Raw genomic sequence first — 20,300 nt, 5'->3', positions numbered from 1 at the left:
CAACATGCTAAAATTTATAAAAGGACACATGGAAAGTATTGAAGGTATCGAAATATACCCAATTATCTCCTTATTAATCTTTGGAATATTCTTCATTGCATTGTTCTGGTGGGTATTCTCTGCCAAAAAAGATTATATAAAACAAGTGAGCCAAATTCCAATAGAAACTGAAAAACAAAAGACTTCATGAGAACGATTTCATCATATCTTAGAGTAATCGCATTTATTGCTATTACGTATATTTTAATAGAATGGGTAGTAGAATCCGGAGATGAATCTGCATTTGTAGCAAACCCATATACACTACTAATCATAGGGTTGGTAGCCTTGTTTGCTGTTGCTTTTGAGATTTGTATCAGTGCAGTAAAAGGTACCTTATTCATGGCCTTAAGCCCGGAAGCTCAAGAACGGTTTAAAGCAGCAGAAAAAGAGAAAAAAGAGAAACAATATAAATGGATTAAAGAAAAATACAAAAAACTTTTAGATAGCAAACCTATAGAAGATGAAGCAGAAATCATTCTGGATCACAACTACGATGGAATACAGGAATTAGACAATAATTTGCCTCCATGGTGGGTCTACGGGTTTTATATGACCATCATATTTGGAACCGTTTACTTGGTTCGATTCCATATAATGAATGACTATACCCAGGCAGAAGAGTATGAAATGGAAGTTGCTGAAGCGAAAATCGCGATTGAAGAATACAAACGTACAGCAAAAGACCTTATCGATGCCAATACGGTAACCTTATTAACAGATGCTTCGGATCTAAAAGCCGGTAAAGCTACTTTCTCCGCTAATTGTGTTGCTTGTCATAAAGCTGACGGAGGAGGAGGAATAGGACCAAATCTTACCGATCCATATTGGATTCTCGGAGGAGGAATTAAAAATGTTTTCAGAACCATCTCAGAAGGAGGACGTGATGGAAAAGGGATGGTTGCCTGGAAACAAAACCTAAAACCTTCAGAGATTGCACAAGTTGCCAGTTATGTTATTTCATTAGGGGGTACAACTCCAACCGAACCTAAAGAACCAGAAGGAGATATCTGGAAAGACCCTGAAACAGAAAACAGCAAATAATTGCTGAATACTGTATCCTTATCTAGCCAAATTCCCTCCCGATTTGGCTAGATATATTGACAAAATAAAACCCTAAAAAACACCCCATTTGGAAGCGCTTGAAAACGAAAAATTCAGAAACTCTATCAGTACTGTAACTGATGATGGAAAACGAGCCTGGGTATATCCCAAAAAACCCAATGGGCGATTCTATGCATATCGCGAATGGGTTAGTTATTTTTTGTTGCTTTTTCTTTTTACAGCTCCTTTTATAAAAGTTAAAGGAAATCAACTGTTCTTATTTAATATCATGGAACGCCGCTTCAATATTTTTGGAGCGCCTTTCTGGCCACAGGATTTTCACCTGTTTGTCATTTCTATGATTGTAGGAATCGTATTCATTATTCTGTTTACGGTAGCATTTGGACGTATTTTCTGTGGATGGATCTGCCCGCAAACCATTTTTATGGAAATGGTTTTTCGCAAAATAGAATACTGGATAGAAGGAGATAGAGGAAAACAAATTCGACTAGATAAGCAACCCTGGAATGCCGAAAAAATCAAAAAACGCGTGCTAAAGTGGTCCGTCTTTTTTTTCATATCTTTTTTGATTGCTAATATTTTCTTAGCCTACTTTATTGGCAGTGACCAATTAGTACATCATATCTCTGACGGACCATTAAAGCACGTTAAAACACTGGTGTCTTTACTCATATTTACAGGAGTATTCTATTTTGTTTTTGCCTGGTTTAGAGAACAAGTATGTATCATCGCTTGTCCTTACGGAAGACTACAAGGAGTTTTATTAGACAATAAATCGATCATTGTAGCCTATGATCATAAAAGAGGAGAACAAGAGACTGGTCGATCAAAATTCAGAAAAAACGAAGACAGATCCGCATTAGGAAAAGGAGATTGTATCGATTGTTTTCAATGTGTTCAAGTATGCCCCACAGGAATTGATATAAGAAACGGTACGCAGTTAGAATGTATCAACTGTACTGCGTGTATTGATGCCTGTGATCATATTATGGAGAAAGTAAAAATGCCGAAAGGGCTTATCCGATATGCCAGTGAAGAAAATATCGAGCGAAAGGCCAAGTTTTCTTTCACTCCTCGACTTATAGGATATAGTGTCGTTCTCACAATTCTTATCGGAGTGCTTGTCGGAATGCTTTTCTTACGAAATGATGTAGAGGCAAACATACTCAGACTACCTGGACAATTATACGAAAGAAAAGAGAATAATATCATTAGTAATGTATACACATATAAACTCGTAAACAAAACCACTTTGGAAATAGAAAATGTTCATTTCGAACTTATGTCTCATAGCGGTAAAATTGAATTAGTTACACATAAAAAATTCACAGTTCCAAAACAAGGATTATCCGAAGGAACTCTCTTTATTGAGATCAATAGAGCTGCCCTTAATGGAGATAAAGACGAATTAAAAATTGGTGTATACAGTAACGGAGAATTAATAGAAACAACAACTACGGCTTTTTTAGGTCCTAGAAGTTATAAGTAAACTACCTCGGGGCAAGCCCGCGAGGTATTCATTAGAAATAAATTTTCAATTTCAAGGCAAGGCTTGAGGCATTATACACCTTGGCAGTGCCGATAAAACCATATAGAATGCGCATATAGAAATTTAATCATATCTCAGATAACGATTAGCTTCTCATGCATATTCCTGGATATAAAGAAACACAAACCTCTTTCTATTCAGAAATCTAAAAAAAATAAACAGATGAAAATTAACTGGGGAACATCCATCGTACTTGTATTTATAGGGTTCATATCTTTTATCATGTTTTTTGTGATAAAAATGAATACGCAGGAAAAATACAATCATCACCTTGTAACAGAAGATTATTACAAAAAGGAGCTTGCTTTTCAGAAAGAAATTGATGCAGCAAAAAATACGAGCTTATTAAAAAACAGCCTGAATGTAAGACAGGTAGACGATCAGTTAATAATTTATTTTCCCGAGGATTTAGATCCTGCAAAAATATCAGGAACCATCACTTTATATCGCCCTTCTAATGAGAATCTTGATTTTGAAATACCAATACAGTTAGAAGGCTCAAAAGTAGAAATTCCTCAGGAACGCCTGGTAGCAGGTCGATGGAATATCAATATCTCATGGAACTATCAGGGCGTTCCATATTTATTCAAAAAACCAATCACACTGTAAGTCGAATTAATGGTGTTAGTAGCAGCGCTCATATTAGGATTTCTAGGTAGTTTTCACTGCATTGGCATGTGCGGACCGATTGCTTTTATGCTTCCTGTAGACAGAAACAATTCTTTGAAAAAAGTTTTTCAAATATTTCTTTATCACAGCGGCAGACTACTTTCTTATACAATCATAGGAGTATTTTTTGGAGTATTGGGAAAAAGTCTGTACTTATTCGGAATACAGCAGAAACTTTCTATTATCATTGGGGTACTGATGGTACTGTTTGTCCTACTCCCTGATCGGCTACTTGCTAAATACAATATATCTAAACCGGTTTTTTCTATCATTGGAAAGGTAAAAAATGCATTGGGAAAAGAACTCAAAAAGAAGAGCAATGACACTTTTCTCACCATTGGTTTTTTAAATGGTTTTCTTCCCTGCGGATTGGTCTATATGGCTGTTTTTGGTGCAATTGCCACTGGCGGGATAGTAGAAGGTGCTCTATACATGACCTCCTTTGGCATCGGAACGATTCCTCTAATGACAGCAACAGTATACATCAGCCGTTTTTTATCAGGAAATATTCGGCGTCACATCCTCAAAGCAATCCCTGTTTTTGTCGTTATTATTGGGCTCTTATTTATTATTCGAGGACTGGGACTTGGAATTCCCTACTTATCTCCCAAAGCTGTAACAGAAGTGGTTTCTTCTAATTTTGAATGCTATAAATAAAGGAATTCTTCCTTCTGGATCATAAGAATCTCAAAATACTCCCTATTTTTACTCAATAATAGAAGTATGGATACTCCTGGAGCTACATCAGGGCAGTATACCATCGATTATTTTGAGCACTAATGAACCCTATTCAGCAATTAACAGATAAAATTCATGCCAGTGACCTTTGGGAAAAAGAAATCTGTATCCCCAGAAATGGGTTCCTTTCTAAAAACGGCACCATAGACACTAACCTATATTACATTCAAGAGGGCAGCATTCGCATCTATGTTATTGACGAAACCGAAGAACAAACCATTCGATTCGGATATAGAAATAATTTTATCGCTGCACTGGACTCTTTTATCAGTGAAACACCTTCCGAACTCTATTTACAAGCAATAAAAAAAACACAGATAAAAGTGTTACGCAAGAAGACATTTATGGATTTTATAGATAGTTCTTCCGAATATTTGAACTTATGGAAGCAAATCGTTGGGATGCTTATATATCAGCAAATGGAAAGAGAAAGAGATATTCTCACCTCATCTCCGGTAGAACGATATCAGAGGGTCCTAAAAAGAAGCCCTCAGCTGTTTCAGGAAGTTCCGCATAAATACATTGCTTCCTACCTGAGAATGAGCCCTGAAACCTTATCCCGAATTAAAAAGTCTTGATTTCAATCAAGGTTTTTGTATTTCTTTTTAAAGACTTTTACTCAATAATAAAAAGAAATACCATGACTATAAAAACAACCTCCTTACTAGAGGACCTGACTCAACGTACCAAACAACATCTAATAAAACTAGAACAATTACAACATCTATCAATTGTAGCACTACAACAACGACCAGCTCCTCAGGCATGGAATATATTAGAATGTATTGAGCACTTAAACTTATACGGGGATTTTTACATTCCCGAAATGAAAAACAGCATCCATCACAGTCCATATTCATATAATCCGATATTCAAAAGCGGATTACTGGGGAATTATTTTGCTAATATGATGCTTCCAGGAAAAACAATGAAGTCCATGCGAACATTTGCGGATAAAAATCCATATAATGCTTCACTAGATATTTCAGTACTGAAAAAGTTTAACCATCAACTTCATGATATAGTATCAATACTGGAGAATTGTGCGACTAAAAACCTCAGCAAGACCAAAACATCTATCAGTATCTCTAAATGGATCAAATTGCGTTTGGGGGATACGCTTAGAGTAGTGATTTATCATAATGAAAGGCACCTGGAACAAGCTTTAAGATGTATAAAAAAGCCAGGGGACATCCAGGTGCCTAAAACAAAATAAAACCAATTGTATCTATGAGATATACAGTTTAAACCGTCATAGAGAACAGTCGTGTCTCTGGTTTATGACGTTGTAATCTCAGATCAAATGACATACATATATTGCGTACAAACGGGCGTCCTTTTTCTGTGACACGAATTCCATTTGGTAAAATTTCCAACAAGGAATCACGCTCCATTTCCTGCAATCTAACGAGTACATCAGGTAATTCTGTAAAACGAAATGTATCATCATCCCAAAAAGTTTCAAAATGACACATTAGGTTCAAAATATGTTTTCTTATAATTTCATCTTCTTCTGTAAGAATGTGCCCTCTATATACAGGAATTACTCCTTCTCTTATTAAATGTTCGTATTCTTCGATTCCTTTTACATTTTGGGCAAATCCATACCAGCTATCACTAATAGAGGACACTCCTAATCCAATCATCAATTGGGTTTTAGAAGCTGTATACCCCATAAAGTTTCGATGTAGTCTCTGAGATTCCATAGATTCATATAGGGTGTCATTTTCTAATGCAAAATGATCCATTCCTATTTCTGTATATCCAGCTTCTGATAGCATTCCTTTTCCTATTTCATATTGCATCCGCTTTTCCTCTCCACTAGGCAGATCTGCTTCATTATAACCTCTCTGCCCATTTCCTTTAATCCAAGGCACATGCGCATAGCTATAAAATGCCAGGCGATCCGGAGATAACTCTTTTGTTCTTTCTATGGTATGTGCTACTTCTGTTTTTGTCTGAAAGGGCAAACCAAAAATAATATCATGTCCTATGGAAGTATACCCTATTTCTCTTGCCAGATCGGTGACTTTTTTTACTCTTTCGAAGGGCTGTACTCTATGAATTGCTTTCTGAACCGTTTTATTATAATCCTGCACCCCATAACTCACTCTTCTAAAACCAACATCATACAATGCCTGTAAATGCTCTCGGGTGGTATTGTTCGGATGTCCTTCAAAACTAAATTCATGATCTTCTGCTATCTTAGCATGACGTACTATCCCATGAATCAAAGCTGCCAGATTCTCTGGAGAAAAGAAAGTAGGTGTTCCCCCTCCTAGGTGTAGTTCCTTTATTGTTGGCTTTCCATCAAAAAGAGCTCGATACAATTCCCACTCTTTTAATAAAGTACTAATATATGGTCCTTCCACTTCATGCCGTCTCGTAATTCGTTTATTACATCCACAAAAAGTACACATACTCTCACAGAATGGAAGATGTATATACAGACTAATCCCTTCCTTATCATTACTCTCCTTAAAGGATCTTTTAATTGACTCCTTCCATTTTTTTAATGAAAATGTATCATTCTCCCAATATGGAACAGTTGGATAACTGGTATATCGAGGTCCCGGAATATTATATTTATCAATTAAATTACTACACATTTTGGTTTTATTTTTCTATTGGATTTTATCTTGTTTCTTCTATTCGTGCAATACCAGAAATGGGATTTTTGTATGGTAACTAATATTTTCTACAACCGGTCTGAACAGTAATTTTTGAAAAAAATTAAGATTCTTTGCTACCATAGCAATCATATCAATGGAGTTTTTTTCTACAAACCTCTGAACCCCTTCTTCAATACTTTGATGGGTTTCAAAATGAAAGCTATGCTCATTTTTGGAGAGGCTATCATCCAAAAACATCTGGTTTTTATGTTGTAGTGCTGTTAATTCTTGTTTTTTCTTCGAGATATGGAGAATGCGCAACATAGCATCTTTCATTGTTATAATCTCAGTAATCGTATCTAGCACCCTATTTTTATAATAGATATTAAAATCTGTAGGGAAAGCGATTTCCTTCGGCGGTTTATAGGTTGCATTTTCCGGAATTACCAAAACAGGGCATTGTACTTTGGTAATTACATCCCCCGTATTACTCCCTATAACTGCTTCTTTTAGTCCCGAAGCTCCTTTTGTTCCCATAATAATGAGATCAATTTCATTTTCTACTACCTGTTTGCGGATAGCTTCTATAAAAAAAGAATGTTCGTGCAACATAAAAAAACGATGAGCTTTGCCCGTTGCATATTCACGCATTCTTCCTAGCAGTTTCTCCTGCTCTTCGGCTACATTATAATCGCCTTTGTTTTCTAATACAATATTTTTTATTCCATATAAAGAAGCAGTCCCATTTACCTTTAATGGAGAGACATGCACTATATAAAAGTTGCATGGCTGATCCTCCAAAAAGGATAACGCATATGTAATTGCATTCCACGAATTTTCAGAAAAATCGGTGGGAATAAGGATATTCTTCATTTTTATAACACATTGTATAATGACACAAATGTATTATTATGACTTCTGCTAAAGAATGATATAAATCAGTTTCTAAAAATCAGGAATGATTATTCGATTAACTGCAAGCCCTGAAGGTCAAGAATTTTTATATTTCTCCCTTCTATTTCTATTAATTCTTGTTTTTTAAATGAGGAAAGTGTTCTGATCAAGCTTTCTGTTGCAATTCCTGCTACACTTGCTAAATCATTTCTCGATATTTTTATGGTTTCTTCAGGTTTTTTACCCAAAACTTCTGCAAACTGTATTATGGTTTGTGCTGTTTTTTTTCTGACAGAGCTATATGCCATTTGCAGCAATTGCTCTTTAATATCTGATAGATGATCTGTCAACAACTCCATCAATTCCATAGACACTTGTTGACTTTTAGCCAATACTTCTTTTAGTGTTGTCTTAGAAATCCCTGCTAATACAACCTCTTCAACAGCCGTAGCTGATTCCTGATATGGAATATTATCCATAAATGAAGTAAATCCTAAAAAATCATCTGCCTTATACAAGTCTGTCGTTAATTCTTTTCCACTTTCATCCATTTTGTGGTTTTTAACAACCCCTTTGAGAATCAGATAGACTTTATTAGAATGTTCTCCACTGGTATAAATCGTTTCTCCTTTTTTATATGTAAGTTCTTCTCCATTATCATCAAAAAAGTTTTTCAACTCATGGATATTTCTCAACTGGTCTTCGGGAGATTCTTTTTCTATATTTTCATTCGCTACTGCTGTATTCGCTAAGAGTATTGATTTTGCCAGCCTACTTTCTATAGCACTTAATAATTCTTCTTCATCAAATGGTTTGGTCAGATAATCATCTGCTCCCATATCCATTCCTTTTCTTATTTCTTTATGTTCTGTTTTGGCAGATAAAAAAATAAAGGGGATATGTCTGGTGGTCTTTTCTTTCGACAAGGCTTCTAATACTCCATATCCATCTATTTCAGGCATCATAATATCGCACACTACAACACTAGGCAATTCTTCCTTTGCCATTTCTATACCTACTCTTCCATTAGGGGCTGTTACCACTTCATAATCCGACAGTTCTAGTAACTCTGCTGTATTTTCTCTCAGCGCCGAATCATCTTCTATTAGGAGTACTTTTTTCATCTTCTCTCTTAGTTAGGTTTTTACCGGAAGTACTACCCAAAAGGAGGTTCCTTCATTTTGCTTGCTCGTAAAAATAATATTACCCCCTAGATTTTCCAAATGCGTTTTCACAATATTAAGACCTATCCCAGTTCCCTGATCTAGTAATGCATTTTCTGCCCGGTAATATCTTTTGAATATAAATTTCTGTTCTTCTTCTGGTATTCCAATTCCTTCATCGCAGACAGATATGGATAGATTATTGTTCTTCAGTGATACGCTTATTTCGATCGTAGAATACTCTCCTGAGTATTTAATTGCATTATGCAACAAATTGGAGATAATTAGTTCTACAATTTTATCATCTGATATAATAGTTGTTAGTTTTTCCTGATAAGACACATTAATCTTCTGCCCTTCTTTAAGCAGCATCCTAAAATCCCCAATGGTATTTTCTACAATTTCTACAATTGAAAATGGGTTCTTTCTATACTGTACCTTACCTGTTTCCAATCGTTCTATCGACAGAAAGTCATTTAATATATTATCCAGGTATTTTACCTTTTGGGCAATGGTATCAAGATGTTTTTTTCGTTTCTCTTGCTGTTCTGTTTTTGTATACTTTTTTGCCAGTGCAGCAGAAGTCATAATTCCACTTAGCGGTGTTTTGAATTCATGAGAAACCATGGATAAGAATTTCGTCTTTAATTCATTTAATTCCCGTTCGTGTTTCAGAGATTCTTTTATTTTATGTTCTGCAATTTCTCTGCGTTTCATCTCTTGTCGCAGGTCTGCTACTGTCTTTTTCAATTCTGCAGTGCGTTCAGTAATTTTCTGTTCTAAACGGGCATTTAGCGCTACGATTTCTTGTTCCTTCTCTTTTCTTTCAGAAATATCAACAATAAGCGCCATGATATACCCTTCTCCTCCAATCTGAAAGGGATTTAATCCTGTCTCTGCCGGAAACTCTGTACTGTCTTTTCTTTTGCCACAGACGGATCGTACCCCTCCCATTTGTCTTTTTTTTAAAGCTTCCTGATAAAACCCTTTAAAATATCCTTGATGAACGTTATGAAATTGATCTGGTATTAATGTATTGAGCGTTTTTCCGACCAATTCTCCCCGCTCATACCCAAACATCTTATCTGTTGCTTTATTGGTCGCTACTATGACCTGGTTTTTATCAACCACCACAATCCCTTCTGATATCGCTCCGAAAAGTAGTTTAAAAACATTATTATTTTGATGGAAAACCCGCATGGATTCAAATATATAGTTTCAACCATTTTGAGAAACTGATATTTATCATAATCCGAAAACTTATTAGCAATTACTTTTATTCTCTCGAATTTTATGACAAAATAATGCCGTTATGAGGAATCAAGTTGAATTTTATCAAAGCCTGGGAAAATTATTTTATGCTGTTGCTGCTTCTGATAAAAATGTAAGAGCAGCAGAAAAAGCTTTTTTGAAAGAGTTTATCAATACCCAATGGACACTATTAGAAGATAGCACCGACGAATTTTATACTGCTGCTGCTTTTCAGATTGAAATTGTCTTTGACTGGTATGAAGAAAATGGAGTTACCTCAGAGGAGTCTTTAACTTCTTTCAAAACGTTTAAACATAACAATCCTTCTTATTCTACTCCGGGAATTAATGATTGTAAAACTATTATCTTAGAAAAAAGCTCGATCTTTACTCAAAATTAAAGAACTTAATAATACAATAATCCATATCATAAATCCAGTAGCCATACTTTATTATGAAACATACTATTTTCTTTTTTACTTTTCTCTGTATATTCTCCTGTAAGAAAAAAACACCTGAAAAAAGCCCCGTTTTGACCTCCCCGGTTATTGAAACAGCTGAAACCTCTGATAGCTTGGCTATAAAAACCCAGGAGGTATTCTCAGAAAAAGATATGAATTCTCAAAAAGAGAAACTGAGATCTCTGAAAAAACAACACCTGTTCAACATCAAAGATGATAAATTATCATTGCAGAAGATGTTGTTATCCAAAGCATTTTTTAAAGAAACTGATCAATATATTCTAGATTATAAATACCCATATCTACACGAAAAAGAGCACCCTTCTTTTAGTATCTTTAATAAACGTATTGAACGAGATTATCTAAATATCTCTAAGGTTGAAAATGAGATATTAGAAAATAAAAACCGTAGTTGTGATTCCCTATTACCCTCGACATCAAAAGACAAAAGAATATTGGATTATAAGGCGTACTTTTCTAAAAACAACACTATAAGCATACTCGTTTATAAGGAAAATTACTATGCAGGAGCTGCTAACTCTTCATATATGTTTGAATGTCTCAACTTTGATACTGACAATGCTGCTTTTATTACTCATAGTGATTTCTTTAAAAAAGATACTGACAAAGAGCTTTTTACTACCATAAATAAGACGATCAAAGAGACTATTTCATCCGGAGAAATGTATTATGATTGCTGGAGTTTATCTCAAGGAGATTTCGACCTATACAAAAACAACTTTATTATTGCTGAGGACTCCATCTTATTTTATTTTGATGATTGTGTGATTTGTCCATCGTATACCGGAACTTATAGCATTACCATTCCGATTCAAAAAATAGCACACCTCATTACTCCTTCCTTTTCTTCTTTGCTATGATCTATTTTTTCCTATTATAACCACCCCACCTTACTACAAACACACAAGGTATTATAAACTTAACCCCAAGCAAACCTCAGAGTATTTATCTCTCAATCGTCGCGTAAAGTATTCTCTTCTAAATGGTACTAAAAAATAAACTCATCAGAAGATTAAATCTGATGAGTTTATATTGACAACTATGCACTATCTCTACGGACAGTCTATTTAGATTTTAAAGGTTACTACTGGTAATGTTGCATGATTAACAATATCTTCTCCTATACTTCCTGCAAAGAAATGCGCCAATCCTTGTCTTCCATGCGTCGGCACTGCAATGGCGTCAGCATCTATTTTGACACTATATTCATACACTCCCTTTTCTACAGAATAATCGTTTCTGTAAGCTATATTTTTCATGTACTCCAAATGTCCTGGTCCTGCCTCATGAAGAAATTCTTCAACTCTTTTCTCTATCTGGGAAGAACTTAAAAAATTCTCTCCTGGTAAGTTTATATATACCAGATGAATTGTCGCTCCTAAGGTATTGAATAATTGCAGGGCGTTAAAAAACGGTTTCAGGTTTTCTATTTTAAAATCACATGCAAATACGACATCTTTTATCTCAAAGTCTTCTCTTCGCTGTTTGATAACCAATACCGGCACTTCTGATGTTCTTACTACTTTTTCGGTATTGGATCCTACAAATACTTCTTCAATACCTCCGGTACCATGAGACCCCATTATAATAAGGTCTGCCTCATTATCTTTAGCCACCTCATTTATTTCATGAAATGCTTTATAATTATGGATTGTCTCAGTTACTTTTATACCTTCTAAAAAGTCTTGATCAAGGAATGTTTCGAATCGCTTTTCTGCCAACTTCATATAGAACATTGCTTGTTCCACACCTTCTGATTCTTTTTTTATAAATACAGCTTCAGAAAGTCCTAACATATGCAATACTATAATTTCTGCCTCATGTTTTCTTGCTAATTTTGCAGCTACTTCTAATGCATAGTTCGAAAAATCCGAAAAATCTACAGGAACGAGTATTTTCTTCATAGTTTTATATTTTTAAGGTTAATAAAAGTACCTCTATAACATCCGTTATAAAGCGAAAAAGTGTGTATCTAACCCACCTATTCTAATGTACTGAATTTATACATATTACCATTAATATGCTTTTAGTGCTTCTTTTCGTTTTTTAAGTTGCTTTTCCAAGTCCGATAGTGTTTCTTTTCCTGCCAACTCAAAACTAGTTTCATTAGAAGACGCAAAAATTTGTGGTCCCGGAAGGCTTAATTGTATATCACAAATTTTTCCTTTACCGGTAGGGTCATTTTCTTTTTTGAAAAAAACATCTGCTTTTATAATCCAATCATATCGCTCTCCTAATTTCTCTAATTTCTTAGTAATAAACTCTGACATTGTATCACTGGTAGCCATCTGAACATATTGAATATTAATCGTCATAAATCTTCTTTATTTATTGTTAACTATACTCAAAGATACCCATTCGCCCCTCCTATAACAATGACAATTATCATCTTGTCTTTCGGATTGAGAAATCTATTATTTTATCCCATTTCAATTCTTATCTTTACAGGTATAATTCGAAAAAAAATATGTCTTCTGATTATCGGCTAACCCGTGCATATCAAAATGCTAAAATTGTTCCTTTTAATGACGATTCTAAGTTTATCTTATTTAGCGATTGTCATAGAGGAGATAATAGTTTTGCTGATGATTTTGCCAATAACAGAAATATTTATTTTCACGCAATTCAGCATTACTACCAACAAGGGTTTACTTATTGCGAATTAGGGGATGGGGATGAATTATGGGAAAATTCAAACTTCAAAACTATATTTAAGGCTCATAAAAATGTATATGAGCAGCTTCAGTTATTTCATAAAGATAATCGTTTATTGATGATATGGGGGAATCACGATATGATATATCGCGATCCCAAGTATGTAAAAAAAAACCTGAGTTCTTATTTTGATCCGAAAGTAGATAAAGACATTCCGTTGTTTCCTGATTTAACATATCACGAAGCTGTTATCTTAAGGCATTCGAATACTCAACAAGACTTATTCTTATTACATGGGCACCAGGCAGATTTTGCAAATTATGTAGGATGGAGAATTAATCGTTTTCTGGTTCGGGTTTTATGGAAACCTCTTCAGGTAATAGGAATTGCAGACCCTACAAGCCCTGCCAAAAACTATCGGGAGACGATTAAAGTAGAGCGACGAATCAAAAAATGGATTGCAAAAAACAATAATCAGTTTACTGTAATTGGTCATACACATCGACCTAGGTTCCCGGAAAAAGGAGAGCTCGCCTTATTTAATGATGGTAGTTGTGTTCATCCGAGATCTATTACAGGTATAGAAATAGAAAACGGAGCAATCACATTGATTAAATGGCAGATCGCCACGACAGAAGATGGAACCCTTCGCATCATCAGAGTTCCGCTGGAAGGACCTCAAAAACTAACGGATTTTATTACCGAATAAAAAGAAAAATCACCTCAAGGAAATCCATGAGGTATTGGTTTGTAATCAATATTGAACTATGAGGTAAACCTCAGCTCTTTATAAAGTTACTCAGTAAATATGGAAAAAGTACTATTTTATCCTTCTATATTCACTACTTCTTCTACCTGAGGAGCGTACTTTTTAATCGTCATCTCCACTCCAGATTTCAATGTCATTTGATTAACACTGCATCCTACACAAGCACCTTCTAATTGTACTTTTACTTTTTTTCCGTCTTCATCAATAGAAATTAAAGAAATATCACCACCATCACTTTTTAGAAATGGTCTGATTTCTTCTAGCGCTTTTTCTACATTTTCTCTTAATTCTTCTGGAGTCATTTTTTATTTTTTTGTTGCAGAGCATCCTGCCATTGTTGTTATTTTTACTATTTCAGTCGGGGGTAAATTTTCATTTCTATTGACAACTTCCTGAACTACGTTCTTCGTTATTTCATTAAAAGCTTCTTCTGCTGGTGTGTCTACCTGCAATGCTGCCGGACGTCCAATGTCTCCAGCTTCTCTTACACTTTGTATCAAAGGTAATTCTCCTAAGAAAGGTACTTTTAGATCTTCTGAAAGGTGCTTCGCTCCTTCTTGACCGAAGATATAGTATTTATTGTCTGGCAATTCCGCTGGTGTAAAATACGCCATATTCTCGATAATTCCCAGTACAGGAACGTTTATACTCTCCTGTTGGAACATGGCAACTCCTTTTCTGGCATCCGCCAATGCCACATGCTGAGGAGTACTTACCACTACAGCCCCTGTAATCGGGAGTGACTGCATAATAGATAAATGAATATCCCCTGTTCCTGGAGGCAGGTCAATCAGCATAAAATCCAATTCTCCCCAAGCAGCATCAAAAATCATTTGATTTAATGCTTTTGCTGCCATTGGTCCTCTCCAAACTACCGCCTGATCTGGCTGGGTAAAAAATCCAATGGAAAGAATCTTTACTCCGTAATTCTCTATAGGCTTCATCTTCGATTTCCCATCTACTGTCACTGACAATGGTCTTTCTGTCGCAACATCAAACATAATTGGGGAAGAAGGACCGTAAATATCTGCATCTAACAACCCTACCTTGAACCCCATTTTTGCTAAGGTAACTGCCAGATTAGAAGTCACAGTAGATTTTCCTACCCCTCCTTTTCCTGAAGCTACTGCTATAATATTTTTAATTCCGGGAATCGGTTTGCCCTTGATTTGATTCACCTCTGGTTTTGGTGGAGCTTCTACTTTAACATTTACCTTAACTTTGGCTTTTTCGTATACTTTTTCATGAATTACTTTCATGATGTCTACTTCTGCTCTTTTTTTGATATGTAAAGCCGGGGTCGATAATGTGATATCAACAATAACTTCATCTCCAAAAGTAATTACATTTTTCACAACACCACTTTCGACCATATTCTTACCTTCTCCGGCTACAGTGATGGATTCTAATGCTTTTAAAATAGCTGCTTTTTCTAGCTTCATTTTTTGTTTCCTTTTTCCAAAAATAAATCTTCCAATGATCCACTAAGACTACAAAGATAACGTGAAAAGTTAAGATTATAAAACAAGATTATTGAAATGATTTATATATAAATTACTCCTGACAATAACGCTTCTGGTTCTTTTTATATCACGATATGGGGTCAGTCTTTATTTTTAAGTTTATTACAACTCTTTCATAGGGTCCCAAAACACTTTTTCAAAATCCACTATTTGATTATCTTCTACTACAATTCCTTCGCTTTCTAACAATTGCTGCATCAAATTTGTTCCTTTAAAATGATGCTTCCCCGTTAATATTCCTTTTCTATTTACTACCCTATGCGCCGGTACATCTTCTTTTACCCCAGATCCATTCATCGCCCATCCGACCATACGAGCACTTCTGGCAGCTCCCAGGTATTTGGCAATTGCACCATATGAGGTTACTCTTCCTATTGGAATCAGTCTCGCTACTTCATAAACCCTTTCAAAAAAATTGTCGTTTTTTGCTATCTCCAAGTGTAAATAATTCTAATGGTTGTAATGATTACTAGTAATAACATAAGTACTCCCATAAAATAATTGGAATACTTAGTGATGGTCTCTGTTTTCTTTTCTATTTTGAGAAAGGACACTACATATGCATATAATGTCGCAAATGTTCCCAAAGCTGCTGCCATTGAAAACACAAATACTCTGGTACTATCGTATTCTATTTTTCCATTCACACTCATTCCTGCTGCCACAGCACAAAAGTATGGAATCGGCAAAACGTTTATAGTTGACATCATGACCCCTTTGAAAAAGCTTCTTCTATGGGCATGTTCATATACTTTTATTTTAACATCTTTTTGTTTTGCTTTTACAAAAAAGTATATTGCCATTAACAGAAAGACTACTGCTCCTGTACGCAGTAATATATTGTTCACAAATGGGTTATTGAAAATATATTTTGCCAGTAGAATCGCAATAAGCGCCTGAAGAAAAACAATGACGCTGGCTCCAATTGCTACCAGCATTCCATTTTTCTTTCCTCTTTCGAGACATGTTCTCGCCACGGTCATATTAACTAATCCCGGAGGAATAACTCCAATGAGAGAAGCTATAAACGTGACTCCAAAAAGCTTAAAGGTTTCTATTATCATGCTTTATCATCTCTAATCTTAAACTGAATATAGGTGATGGCTTTGTCCTGTTCCAAATATTGTTTTTCATAAAAAGTCTGTAAGGAGGTTACTTCTTCTGGAGCTCCTTCATTATGATATACATTATGGTTCGCATATAACACCTCATGTCCTTCTCCATGAAGTAATCCCAATGTGTATCCATGCATAAATTCACTGTCGGTTTTTAGGTGTACGATTCCTTCTTTTTTCAATACTTTGTGATATCGCTTTAGAAAAACACTATTCGTAAGACGGTGCTTTGTTCTTTTGTATTTGATCTGAGGATCTGGAAATGTAATCCATATTTCATCAACTTCTCCCGGTTCAAAAATATGATCTACCAATTCTATCTGAGTTCTGATAAATCCTACATTATCCATTTTATCTTCTATAGCGGTTTTAGCACCTCTCCAGAAACGCGCTCCTTTAATATCAATGCCTATAAAGTTTTTTTCCGGAAATCTCTTGGCCAGACCAACAGTATACTCTCCCTTACCGCATCCTAACTCCAAAACAATCGGATGATCATTCTTAAAAAATTTCTTACTCCACGCACCTTTATATCCCAATTCGTTATTTAGAACCTCTTCTCTTGTCGGTTCGACTACATTGACGAATGTTTTATTCTCATTAAACCGTTTTAGTTTATTCTTACTTCCCACTGATTACTTTTTTATTGTCAGATTACCTGATTTAGGGTTTCTACTTTTTTTCTTACAAAGAAACTTTTTCTTTTATTCTTCTGATTATGAAAACTAATTTTATCCTAAAATTTAATTTTTTGGTAAAATTAAGGAAATATATGCATTGAGGGATACGATTACTTTTGTGAATTATGAATAAAAAAGTACTCGTTGCCCCTCTGAACTGGGGACTAGGTCATGCTACACGATGTATTCCTATCGTGAATGCTTTATTGTCTGAAGGTTTTTCTCCTGTTATTGCATCTGATGGAGTTGCTTTATCGCTTTTAAAAAAAGAATTCCCGACCCTAGAAATGAAGGAGCTTCCTTCATACGATGTAACATATTCAAAAAAAGCCAATCACTTCAAACTTAAAATGCTTCTTAATACGCCTAAAATTGCCCGGGCAATAAAAGAAGAGAAAAAGGCTACGAAAGAGATTATTTCATCAGGCGATTTTTGCGGGATTATTTCTGACAATCGACTGGGGGTACGCCATAAAAGCCTCCCTTCTGTTTTTATTACACACCAACTTACCGTACTAAGTGGAAAAACTACTGCAATCAGTACCAAAATCCACAACAAATACATTAAAAAATTTGACTCTTGCTGGGTTCCTGATATGGCTGGATCTCCTAATCTCAGCGGAGAACTGGGCCATCCTAAAAAAAGTTATATCCCCATCACCTATTTAGGTCCCCTGAGCAGGTTTACTCATGAAAACCTTCCTAAAAAATACGACATCATGATTTTGCTTTCCGGACCGGAACCGCAACGCAGTCTACTGGAAGAAAAGCTTATAAAAGAATTCAAGCAGAGTGATAAAAAAATTGTTTTTGTTAAAGGGCTTATAGAAGAAGAACACCGTTCTTATACCGAAAACAATATTACAGTCCATAATTATCTCACAGGAAATACACTTCAGGATGCTATCAATAACAGCAAATTAATTATTTCCCGATCTGGATACACTACGATTATGGACCTGGCAAAACTAAAGAAAAAGGCTTTCTTTATTCCTACACCCGGACAATTCGAACAAGAATACTTAGCCAAGATTTTATGTGAGAACAAAATTGTTCCCAGTTGCTCTCAAGATGAATTTACACTTCAAAAATTACAAGATATCAATCACTATAAAGGATTACGGTGTTTTAGTACTGATATCAACTACCGGGAATTGTTTAACCCGTTCCAGCGTAAATGAGAATTCACTTCCTACCCGGTAATCGCTTTCTACATAGATTCGCTCATGATGAGCTTCTATAATATGCTTAACGATTGCCAGCCCAAGACCAGATCCTCCTTCTTTTCTGGAACCACTTTTATTTACTCTATAGAAGCGTTCAAATAATCTGGGGATATGACCCTGGGCTATTCCCTCTCCATTATCTGTTACCCGAACAATAACTTTATTTCTGATCAGGTTTTCTATACTTACTTCTGTAGTTCCGTCTTCCTTTCCATACTTAATCGAATTGACTACTAAATTAGAAAGCACCTGCTGTATTTTTTCCTTATCCGCATGAACAATCACAGGCTCTAAATACTTCATATCAAAAGTAAGGACAATATTTTTCTGAGAAGCTTTCATCTCATACAAATCAAAAACACTCTGCACCAGTTCTACAATATCAAAATTGGTATAATTAAGATTCAGATCTCCCGCTTCCAGCTTGGTTATCATATCCAGATCTTTTACTATATAGATGAGTCGTTCTACTCCTTTAGCGGCTCTATTTAGATACTTCTCTCTAATAACAGGATCTTCCATAGCACCATCCAACAACGTCAGAATATATCCCTGAACTGTAAATAATGGTGTTTTCAGTTCATGAGAAACATTCCCTATAAATTCTTTTCTATATGCTTCTCTTACTTTGAGGCTTTCTATTTCTGTTTTTCTGTTTTTTGCGAATTTCTCCACCTCGAGGATTAAAGTATCCATATTGGTTGTCACAGGAGTTTCCCCTACTGTTTCCGAATCCAAGAGTTCTACTTCATCATATATTTTTTTTACCCTGGTATAGATAAATTTTTCAGTCCTGTACTGAATAATAAAAAATACTGCTACATAAATACTTATGGCAATACTAATCAAAACCCAAAAGGTTATTTCTGAAAAGAAATATAAAAAAACGCTCATGATGAGCGTTAATGATATAGTGATATACAAAGACGTAATAAGCGCAAACTTATACGACTTTTTAAAATTATCTGCCATTATACTACAAACTTATATCCTACGCCTTTTATTGTTTTAAAGCTGTTATCTCCTATTTTCTCTCTAAGTTTTCTAATATGTACATCGATAGTTCTTCCTCCTACAATTACTTCATTTCCCCATACCCGATCCAGAATATCTTCTCTTTTGAATACTTTTCCTGGCTTTGAAGCTAACAGGGATAAAAGTTCAAACTCTTTTCTTGGAAGCACAATCTCTCTTTTATCTTTTACGACTTTATATTCGTCTCTATTGATTTCCAGATCTCCTATTTTGACCACATTGACGACAGCTTCTTCTTCTTTCAGTCTTCGCAATAAAGCTTTTACCTTGCTCACTAAAACTTTTGGACGAATCGGCTTTGTGATATAGTCATCTGCTCCAGATTCAAATCCTGCCACCTGCGAATAATCTTCCCCTCTCGCTGTCAAAAATGTAATTAAAGTATCTTGTAATTCTGGTAATTTACGGATTTGTTCACACGCTTCTATACCATCCATCTCTGGCATCATTACATCTAAAATAATTAACTGTGGCTTTTTTTTCTTTGCTACTTTAATAGCTTCGAGACCATTCTCTGCAGTAATCACATTATATCCTTCTGCAGTGAGATTATATCCTACAATCTCTAAAATATCAGGCTCATCATCTACTAATAATATCGTAATATCTTTTATATTCATAGTGTTTTTTGATTACACACATCCAGTGATAAATATACTATTTAATACGAAGTATACACACTTCTATACACTTAGTAACAATATACTAACATAAGGCTCTTTATATATAACATTAACTTAATATTTCCTTGTCCCTTTCTAAGAACCTTCTCTATTCAGTACTTAGCGATCTCCCTAATCCATATCTTATCAAGCATTATTCTATAAAGATAAAAA

Annotated in this window: 24 protein-coding genes; 11 read left to right on the top strand and 13 right to left on the bottom strand. The window is 35.1% G+C overall.

The features are described from left to right. The first annotated feature begins 4 nt into the window (after positions 1-4). From ACFSTE_RS01565 to ACFSTE_RS01535, 7 genes are all read left to right on the top strand, one after another. Positions 5-190: a CcoQ/FixQ family Cbb3-type cytochrome c oxidase assembly chaperone gene (locus tag ACFSTE_RS01565; protein ID WP_176027888.1), complete on the top strand. Its 186-nt coding sequence runs from the start codon at positions 5-7 to the stop codon at positions 188-190. Then, entirely contained in the window at positions 187-1,083 is an 897-nt protein-coding gene (locus tag ACFSTE_RS01560) for a cbb3-type cytochrome c oxidase N-terminal domain-containing protein (protein WP_176027889.1), read from the top strand. Before ACFSTE_RS01565 ends, ACFSTE_RS01560 begins: the two co-directional genes overlap by 4 nt. Positions 1,084-1,171: 88 nt before the next feature. Further along, positions 1,172-2,593 (top strand): cytochrome c oxidase accessory protein CcoG, encoded by a 1,422-nt coding sequence (gene ccoG, locus ACFSTE_RS01555; RefSeq protein WP_176027890.1) that lies wholly within the window; start codon positions 1,172-1,174, stop codon positions 2,591-2,593. Between the two features lie 222 nt (positions 2,594-2,815). Continuing rightward, positions 2,816-3,262, top strand: coding sequence for a FixH family protein (locus tag ACFSTE_RS01550; RefSeq protein ID WP_176027891.1), 447 nt, complete (start codon positions 2,816-2,818; stop codon positions 3,260-3,262). Positions 3,263-3,274: 12 nt separating this feature from the next. After that, positions 3,275-3,979: a sulfite exporter TauE/SafE family protein gene (locus ACFSTE_RS01545; protein WP_176031043.1), complete on the top strand. Its 705-nt coding sequence runs from the start codon at positions 3,275-3,277 to the stop codon at positions 3,977-3,979. A 122-nt stretch (positions 3,980-4,101) separates the two neighbouring features. Then, entirely contained in the window at positions 4,102-4,638 is a 537-nt protein-coding gene (locus ACFSTE_RS01540) for a Crp/Fnr family transcriptional regulator (RefSeq protein WP_378258105.1), read from the top strand. A gap of 62 nt (positions 4,639-4,700) precedes the next feature. Beyond that, entirely contained in the window at positions 4,701-5,276 is a 576-nt protein-coding gene (locus ACFSTE_RS01535) for a DinB family protein (RefSeq protein WP_378258103.1), read from the top strand. A gap of 28 nt (positions 5,277-5,304) precedes the next feature. On the opposite strand, the gene hemN is transcribed toward ACFSTE_RS01535, so the two are convergent. The 4 genes from hemN to ACFSTE_RS01515 all read right to left on the bottom strand — a co-directional run bounded on the left by hemN (position 5,305) and on the right by ACFSTE_RS01515 (position 9,929). Next, a complete protein-coding gene (gene hemN, locus ACFSTE_RS01530; protein ID WP_378258101.1) occupies positions 5,305-6,669 on the bottom strand; it encodes an oxygen-independent coproporphyrinogen III oxidase in 1,365 nt (454 codons plus the stop codon). Between the two features lie 39 nt (positions 6,670-6,708). After that, positions 6,709-7,545, bottom strand: coding sequence for a universal stress protein (locus ACFSTE_RS01525; RefSeq protein WP_176027895.1), 837 nt, complete (start codon positions 7,543-7,545; stop codon positions 6,709-6,711). Positions 7,546-7,634: 89 nt separating this feature from the next. After that, a complete protein-coding gene (locus ACFSTE_RS01520; protein ID WP_176027896.1) occupies positions 7,635-8,690 on the bottom strand; it encodes a response regulator in 1,056 nt (351 codons plus the stop codon). 12 nt (positions 8,691-8,702) lie between these two features. Next, positions 8,703-9,929: a PAS domain-containing sensor histidine kinase gene (locus ACFSTE_RS01515; RefSeq protein WP_378258098.1), complete on the bottom strand. Its 1,227-nt coding sequence runs from the start codon at positions 9,927-9,929 to the stop codon at positions 8,703-8,705. Between the two features lie 112 nt (positions 9,930-10,041). On the opposite strand from ACFSTE_RS01515, the gene ACFSTE_RS01510 reads away from it, so the two are divergent. Both ACFSTE_RS01510 and ACFSTE_RS01505 read left to right on the top strand, forming a co-directional pair. Continuing rightward, positions 10,042-10,380, top strand: a complete 339-nt coding sequence (locus ACFSTE_RS01510; RefSeq protein WP_378258096.1) for a hypothetical protein — start codon at positions 10,042-10,044, stop codon at positions 10,378-10,380. A 53-nt stretch (positions 10,381-10,433) separates the two neighbouring features. Beyond that, entirely contained in the window at positions 10,434-11,321 is an 888-nt protein-coding gene (locus ACFSTE_RS01505; RefSeq protein WP_378297920.1) for a DUF3298 and DUF4163 domain-containing protein, read from the top strand. 207 nt (positions 11,322-11,528) lie between these two features. On the opposite strand, the gene ACFSTE_RS01500 is transcribed toward ACFSTE_RS01505, so the two are convergent. Together ACFSTE_RS01500 and hpf are read right to left on the bottom strand one after the other, a co-directional pair. Beyond that, the gene (locus ACFSTE_RS01500; RefSeq protein WP_378258092.1) at positions 11,529-12,365 is read right to left on the bottom strand and encodes a universal stress protein; all 837 of its coding nucleotides are present in this window, start codon (positions 12,363-12,365) and stop codon (positions 11,529-11,531) included. Positions 12,366-12,476: 111 nt separating this feature from the next. Beyond that, positions 12,477-12,776, bottom strand: a complete 300-nt coding sequence (gene hpf / locus ACFSTE_RS01495) for a ribosome hibernation-promoting factor, HPF/YfiA family (RefSeq protein WP_176027901.1) — start codon at positions 12,774-12,776, stop codon at positions 12,477-12,479. Positions 12,777-12,928: 152 nt separating this feature from the next. Between hpf and ACFSTE_RS01490 the strand changes: the two genes are divergently transcribed. Beyond that, complete coding sequence (locus ACFSTE_RS01490) at positions 12,929-13,825, top strand: metallophosphoesterase family protein (RefSeq protein ID WP_176027902.1); 897 nt, start codon at positions 12,929-12,931, stop codon at positions 13,823-13,825. A gap of 116 nt (positions 13,826-13,941) precedes the next feature. Here the strand turns inward: ACFSTE_RS01490 and ACFSTE_RS01485 are convergent, their stop codons facing one another. The 5 genes from ACFSTE_RS01485 to trmB form a co-directional block, all read right to left on the bottom strand. Further along, positions 13,942-14,187, bottom strand: a complete 246-nt coding sequence (locus ACFSTE_RS01485; protein ID WP_176027903.1) for a NifU family protein — start codon at positions 14,185-14,187, stop codon at positions 13,942-13,944. 3 nt (positions 14,188-14,190) lie between these two features. Next, positions 14,191-15,327 carry an Mrp/NBP35 family ATP-binding protein gene (locus tag ACFSTE_RS01480; RefSeq protein WP_176027904.1) on the bottom strand — a complete coding sequence of 379 codons (1,137 nt, stop codon included), beginning with the start codon at positions 15,325-15,327 and terminating at the stop codon, positions 14,191-14,193. Between the two features lie 183 nt (positions 15,328-15,510). Next, a complete protein-coding gene (locus tag ACFSTE_RS01475; protein ID WP_176031044.1) occupies positions 15,511-15,840 on the bottom strand; it encodes an MGMT family protein in 330 nt (109 codons plus the stop codon). After that, positions 15,837-16,472: a LysE family translocator gene (locus ACFSTE_RS01470; RefSeq protein ID WP_368660069.1), complete on the bottom strand. Its 636-nt coding sequence runs from the start codon at positions 16,470-16,472 to the stop codon at positions 15,837-15,839. The genes ACFSTE_RS01475 and ACFSTE_RS01470 overlap by 4 nt, the downstream gene beginning before the upstream one ends. Further along, the gene (gene trmB / locus ACFSTE_RS01465; protein WP_378258088.1) at positions 16,469-17,155 is read right to left on the bottom strand and encodes a tRNA (guanosine(46)-N7)-methyltransferase TrmB; all 687 of its coding nucleotides are present in this window, start codon (positions 17,153-17,155) and stop codon (positions 16,469-16,471) included. The genes ACFSTE_RS01470 and trmB overlap by 4 nt, the downstream gene beginning before the upstream one ends. A 173-nt stretch (positions 17,156-17,328) precedes the next feature. Here trmB and ACFSTE_RS01460 point away from each other — a divergent pair, with 173 nt between their 5' ends. Continuing rightward, positions 17,329-18,384: a glycosyltransferase gene (locus ACFSTE_RS01460; RefSeq protein WP_176027906.1), complete on the top strand. Its 1,056-nt coding sequence runs from the start codon at positions 17,329-17,331 to the stop codon at positions 18,382-18,384. Here the strand turns inward: ACFSTE_RS01460 and ACFSTE_RS01455 are convergent. Together ACFSTE_RS01455 and ACFSTE_RS01450 are read right to left on the bottom strand one after the other, a co-directional pair. After that, positions 18,322-19,401, bottom strand: coding sequence for a sensor histidine kinase (locus ACFSTE_RS01455; protein ID WP_176027907.1), 1,080 nt, complete (start codon positions 19,399-19,401; stop codon positions 18,322-18,324). The two genes, ACFSTE_RS01460 and ACFSTE_RS01455, sit on opposite strands and share 63 nt — an antisense overlap. Next, positions 19,401-20,084, bottom strand: coding sequence for a response regulator transcription factor (locus tag ACFSTE_RS01450; protein WP_176027908.1), 684 nt, complete (start codon positions 20,082-20,084; stop codon positions 19,401-19,403). Before ACFSTE_RS01450 ends, ACFSTE_RS01455 begins: the two co-directional genes overlap by 1 nt. Positions 20,085-20,300 lie beyond the last annotated feature (216 nt).

This window comes from Aquimarina hainanensis, assembly GCF_042684685.1.
In the GTDB taxonomy this organism is placed as follows: domain Bacteria; phylum Bacteroidota; class Bacteroidia; order Flavobacteriales; family Flavobacteriaceae; genus Aquimarina; species Aquimarina hainanensis.
This window is presented reverse-complemented; position numbering and strand designations above follow the sequence as displayed.